Consider the following 4,426-nt stretch of genomic DNA (forward strand, 5'->3'; position numbering starts at 1 on the left):
GCGGGCGCCCTTGGCGGAAAGCGCGCGCGCCGTTGCCTCGCCAAGGCCGGATCCCCCGCCGGTGACGATCGCGATCTGGCCGTTCGGGTTCATGCAAGCCTCCCAGGATTCCGGATCATGCTACGAAGCGCGCAAAGGCGGCGCAACCGCAATAGGCGGGTCGATCGACGGCTGCGCACTGGCGGCCGAACGCGCCACGGCCGGGGCAAATTCCGCAACCCTTGCGGTGCTGGCGTGACAGACATCGCCGGCAAAGCGGGCGACGGCGCCCGGCTTGATCTCGTGATGCAGCAGCCGGTCGAGATCGACCGGGCGCGGCATGGTTATCTGCCCGCGCGGGAAGCGCTTGAAGCCGAGCGGTCCGTAATAGGGTTCGTCGCCAACCAGGATGACGGCGGGCGCACCGGCCTTCCTGGCCGCCTCCAGCGCGATCGCGACCAGCTTGCGGCCGATGCCGAGATTCTTGAAGGCGGGGCGCACCGCAAGCGGGCCGAGCATCATGGCGCGACCGGCGCCCGCGGCCACGCGCGTCATGCGCACCGACGCGATCACCGTATCGTCCTTGACGGCAACAAAGGACATCGAGCGGTCGTGCCCGCCGGCCTCGCGGATCTTGTAGGCGGCAAGCACGAAACGACCGGGGCCGAAGGCCTCGTCGTTGATGGCTTCGATTTCGGCATCATGCGCCGGGGTTTCCGGCAGGTATTTCACGTCGGCAAGGCTCATGGTCTTTGCGTTCCGGTATACGAGGAAGGTCTGCTGCAAAGCGGCAGCGTTCGCCAGTCAGCGCTTCTTAAGCGCGGGCGCCCTTTCGTCGTCGGTCGAACCGGATCGAGGCAAAGTCGAACATGGGCGCCTCCGCTAGCACCAATTTTGTGTCGCTGCAATCGATGCCTTTTGTCTTTCTTTGTTCCAGCCGATGAACTGGTTCGTCGTTTGACGAACTGTTCAGTGCCCGAAGGCTTCGCCAGTCCGCTTATCGGTCTAGATATCGGTTCAGACACAGGGAGATTTTTCACCATGGGATTGCTGATCGAAGGCAAATGGCAGGACCGCCCGTTCGACACCGACAGCGGCGGACGGTTCATACGGAGAGAGTCGCAATGGCGCGACTGGATCACACTCGACGGCGCGCCGGCGGAAGGCCGCACGCGCGGCTTCAAGGCCGAACCCGGCCGCTATCATCTCTATGTGTCGCTCGCCTGCCCCTGGGCACACCGTACGCTGATCTTCCGCGCCCTGAAGAAGCTGGAGGGCATCATCTCCGTCTCCGTGGTGCACCATTTCATGGGCGAAAACGGCTGGACCTTCAAAACCGAGGACGGCGCCACGGGCGACACACTCTACGGCCTCGATTTCCTGCACCAGATCTACGCCAAGGCCGATCCGGCCTATTCAGGCCGCGTGACGGTGCCGGTTCTGTGGGACAAGCAGGAAAAGACGATCGTCAACAACGAGTCCTCCGAGATCATCCGCATGCTCAATTCGGCCTTCGACGAATGGGGCGATGCGGGTCTCGACTTCTACCCGGCGGCGCGGCGCGCGGAGATCGACAGGATCAATGCGCTGGTCTATCCGGCGATCAACAACGGCGTCTATCGCGCCGGCTTCGCCACCACGCAGACAGCCTATGCGGAAGCGTTCGGCGAATTGTTCGCGGCGCTCGATACGATCGAGGAGCGGCTTTCGAAGCAGCGCTATCTGGCTGGCGAACACATCACCGAAGCGGACTGGCGGCTGTTCACGACGCTGGTGCGTTTCGATCCGGTCTATGTCGGTCACTTCAAATGCAATCTGCGCCGCATCGCCGACTACCCGAACCTGTCGAACTATCTGCGCGATCTCTACCAGGTGCCCGGCGTCTCGGGCACGGTCAACCTGCATCACATCAAGGCGCATTATTACGGCAGCCACAGATCGATCAACCCGACGGGGATCATTCCGGCGGGGCCCGAGCTCGACTATGCGGCGGCGCATGATCGCAACAGGTTCAGGAAGGCGGCGTGATATTCGCTTTTAGCAGGGGCCTATCGGAATGGCTCGGTGTCGAGCTGGATTTGCCTCTTTTTATGGGCTTTCAAAATGATTTTGCCGAACCGGCTGGAGAAGCCGGCGGCGTTAAGTAGGAAAACAAAAACCACTTGCGTAATCACCAGCACCCACATGCTAGGTGAAAGGTTGCCTGCGGGCCAGATTGCAGAAAAAAATACGTAGGAAATAATCGTAAACAGCAAGGATGCCATGGTCGAATAAGAAATCATTCTCCAATATTCTGATCGGGTGAAAAGCCTGCCGTGGCGCCTTATGAATGCTGCGCATGCCGTCGCCGTCGACCCAAATACGATGCCGGCGTTTGCGGCCACGACCACGCTGTCGTTTTCCAGAGCGGATGGGACAAAATACCAGTATCCGGTCCATGCTAGAGACAATATTGTCGTCATCAGAAAATAAAAAACAACATATGGCCAGAGATTTGGAAAATCTCGTTGATCTACAGCCATACTGCTTCCCCCTAATCGAGGAAATAATAATACTTTGGCTGGAGAGAGCAAGATGATCGCTCTCGAAGATTACCAGTAGGGTGAGAGTCTTACGCCCCCGAAAATCTCTCCGATCCGCCGCAGCGTCGCCGGCGTCGTGCCCTCCGGCAAACGGTCGATCGGAAAGAAACCTGCTTCGGCGATCTCATGGTCCGGCCGTTTCGGCGCGGTCTGGCTGAAGGCTTCGATCAGATAAAGGCCGACATGGTCGCGCTTGCTGGAGCGGCGGTTGAAATGCATCGACTTCAGCACAGGCGGGGCCGTCAGGGCGATGTTGCCTTCCTCGGCCAGCTCGCGCGCCAGCGCTTCCTCGAGCGTCTCGCCGATCTCGACGCCGCCGCCAGGTAGCTGCCAGCCCGGAACATAGGTGTGGCGGATCAGGAAAACGGCATTGGAGGCGCGGTCATAAACCAGGCCGCGCACGCCGAGCGTCATCGGGCGGCGCAGCACGAAATAAAAATGAAAGAGCCTCGCCCGCAGGCCCGGCCAGCCTGTCTGGCGGAACACCTCTTCCGGATCGCTTGTGCCGGTCATCGAACGATCCCTGGGCGAACAGCAAAGGGTGAGTGGAAAGCCTCGCCGGCGTCGCTTAAGAAGAGACCATGTTCAGGCTCGCGCATATTTCCGACGCTCATCTGGGACCGCTGCCCGATGTAACCTATCGCGATCTCGCGTCCAAGCGCGTGCTTGGCTATGTCAACTGGCAGCGCAACCGCCGCCGCCATATGCATGACGCCGTCATCGACACCATCGTCGCCGACATCAAGGCGAATGCGCCGGACCATCTTGCCGTCACCGGAGACCTCGTCAACCTGGCGCTCGACGGCGAGATCGAGATGGCGAAGCACTGGCTGGAGACGCTTGGATCGCCGCAGGATGTTTCCGTGGTGCCAGGCAATCACGACGCCTATGTGCCGGGCGCCTTCGACAAGGTCTGCCGGGCGTGGGCTCCCTGGATGACGGGCGACGGCGTCAACACTCCGGTCGACCGCAATTCCTTTCCGTATCTGCGCGTGCGCGGCAATGTCGCGCTGATCGGCGTCACCACGGCGCGCGCCACGGCACCCTTCATGGCCAACGGCTTCTTCATGGAAGGACAGGCCGAGCGGCTCGGCAAGGTTCTCGACGACGCGGCGAAGCAAGGGCTGTTTCGCGCCATCATGATCCACCATCCGCCAGTGCGCGGCGCCGTCCAGCAGCATAAGCGGCTGTTCGGCATCGCCCGTTTTCACAAGGTCATTCGCCGGCACGGCGCGGAGCTCGTCCTGCACGGTCATTCGCATCTGCCGTCCTTGTTCAGCATCGGCGCACGTGGCGCGAAGGTGCCCGTGGTCGGGGTTGCCGCCGCAGGGCAGGCGCCGGGCGGCAAGCATCCGGCCGCTCAGTACAATCTGTTCGAGATCGATGGCGAAAAGGGTGCCTGGAGCGTGCGCTTGACGCGGCGCGGCCTGACCGGACCGGCGCTGCCGCCTTCGGACCTGCAAACGACGGATCTCGACATGCCGGCCGTGAAGGACCGCGAACTCGTCAGAAGCTGATCTTCATGTGCACGATGCGATCCCAGAACATCGCCAGCGAGACCGCCAGGCCGACAAGGGCGCCGGCGGTGATCAGGCCGAGGCCGGCGAAGAAGGTCGTCCAGCCATTGAGGCGGCTTTCAGATTGCATGGGCGGCTCCGCTTCCCGCACCACGCGACGATGCAGGCCGGGAACGGCGCTCTCCAGGCCGCCCTCCATCATGTGCTGCCGCTCGACGACCCGTTCGGCCACGTAGCGCGTCACCGCATCGGCGACGGCTTTCATCTCGGTCGTCTCGGCCAGCACCACACGGCCGACGCGCGTATCCTTGAGGAAGCGGTAGGTGCGGCGGTCGCGCCCCATGGCGA

At 62.2% G+C, this 4,426-nt stretch carries 5 protein-coding genes and 2 pseudogenes; 2 read left to right on the top strand and 5 right to left on the bottom strand.

Annotated features, from left to right (window positions below):
* Together EOD07_RS38655 and EOD07_RS24195 are read right to left on the bottom strand one after the other, a co-directional pair.
* Positions 1–93 (bottom strand): annotated as a pseudogene (locus EOD07_RS38655) (3-hydroxyacyl-CoA dehydrogenase); the annotation flags it as partial.
* A gap of 27 nt (positions 94–120) precedes the next feature.
* Entirely contained in the window at positions 121–726 is a 606-nt protein-coding gene (locus EOD07_RS24195; RefSeq protein WP_082369752.1) for an N-acetyltransferase, read from the bottom strand.
* A 294-nt stretch (positions 727–1,020) separates the two neighbouring features.
* Here EOD07_RS24195 and EOD07_RS24200 point away from each other — a divergent pair, with 294 nt between their 5' ends.
* Positions 1,021–2,007, top strand: coding sequence for a glutathione S-transferase family protein (locus EOD07_RS24200; RefSeq protein ID WP_127237237.1), 987 nt, complete (start codon positions 1,021–1,023; stop codon positions 2,005–2,007).
* 20 nt (positions 2,008–2,027) lie between these two features.
* Here the strand turns inward: EOD07_RS24200 and EOD07_RS24205 are convergent, their stop codons facing one another.
* Both EOD07_RS24205 and EOD07_RS24210 read right to left on the bottom strand, forming a co-directional pair.
* Entirely contained in the window at positions 2,028–2,501 is a 474-nt protein-coding gene (locus tag EOD07_RS24205) for an ABZJ_00895 family protein (protein ID WP_127237238.1), read from the bottom strand.
* A gap of 69 nt (positions 2,502–2,570) precedes the next feature.
* Complete coding sequence (locus EOD07_RS24210) at positions 2,571–3,074, bottom strand: NUDIX domain-containing protein (RefSeq protein ID WP_127237239.1); 504 nt, start codon at positions 3,072–3,074, stop codon at positions 2,571–2,573.
* Between the two features lie 68 nt (positions 3,075–3,142).
* Between EOD07_RS24210 and EOD07_RS24215 the strand changes: the two genes are divergently transcribed.
* The gene (locus EOD07_RS24215; RefSeq protein ID WP_127237240.1) at positions 3,143–4,078 is read left to right on the top strand and encodes a metallophosphoesterase; all 936 of its coding nucleotides are present in this window, start codon (positions 3,143–3,145) and stop codon (positions 4,076–4,078) included.
* On the opposite strand, the pseudogene EOD07_RS24220 reads toward EOD07_RS24215, so the two are convergent.
* Positions 4,068–4,426 (bottom strand): annotated as a pseudogene (locus EOD07_RS24220) (hypothetical protein); the annotation flags it as partial. The gene EOD07_RS24215 and the pseudogene EOD07_RS24220 overlap by 11 nt on opposite strands.

It is taken from the genome of Mesorhizobium sp. M2C.T.Ca.TU.002.02.1.1, from assembly GCF_003997225.1.

Bases quoted from the DNA above. Each gene is read 5' to 3' on its own strand.
- EOD07_RS24195 (WP_082369752.1), bottom strand. From the start codon at position 726: ATGAGCCTTGCCGACGTGAAATACCTGCCGGAAACCCCGGCGCATGAT.
- EOD07_RS24200 (WP_127237237.1), top strand. From the start codon at position 1,021: ATGGGATTGCTGATCGAAGGCAAATGGCAGGACCGCCCGTTCGACACC.
- EOD07_RS24205 (WP_127237238.1), bottom strand. From the start codon at position 2,501: ATGGCTGTAGATCAACGAGATTTTCCAAATCTCTGGCCATATGTTGTT.
- EOD07_RS24210 (WP_127237239.1), bottom strand. From the start codon at position 3,074: ATGACCGGCACAAGCGATCCGGAAGAGGTGTTCCGCCAGACAGGCTGG.
- EOD07_RS24215 (WP_127237240.1), top strand. From the start codon at position 3,143: ATGTTCAGGCTCGCGCATATTTCCGACGCTCATCTGGGACCGCTGCCC.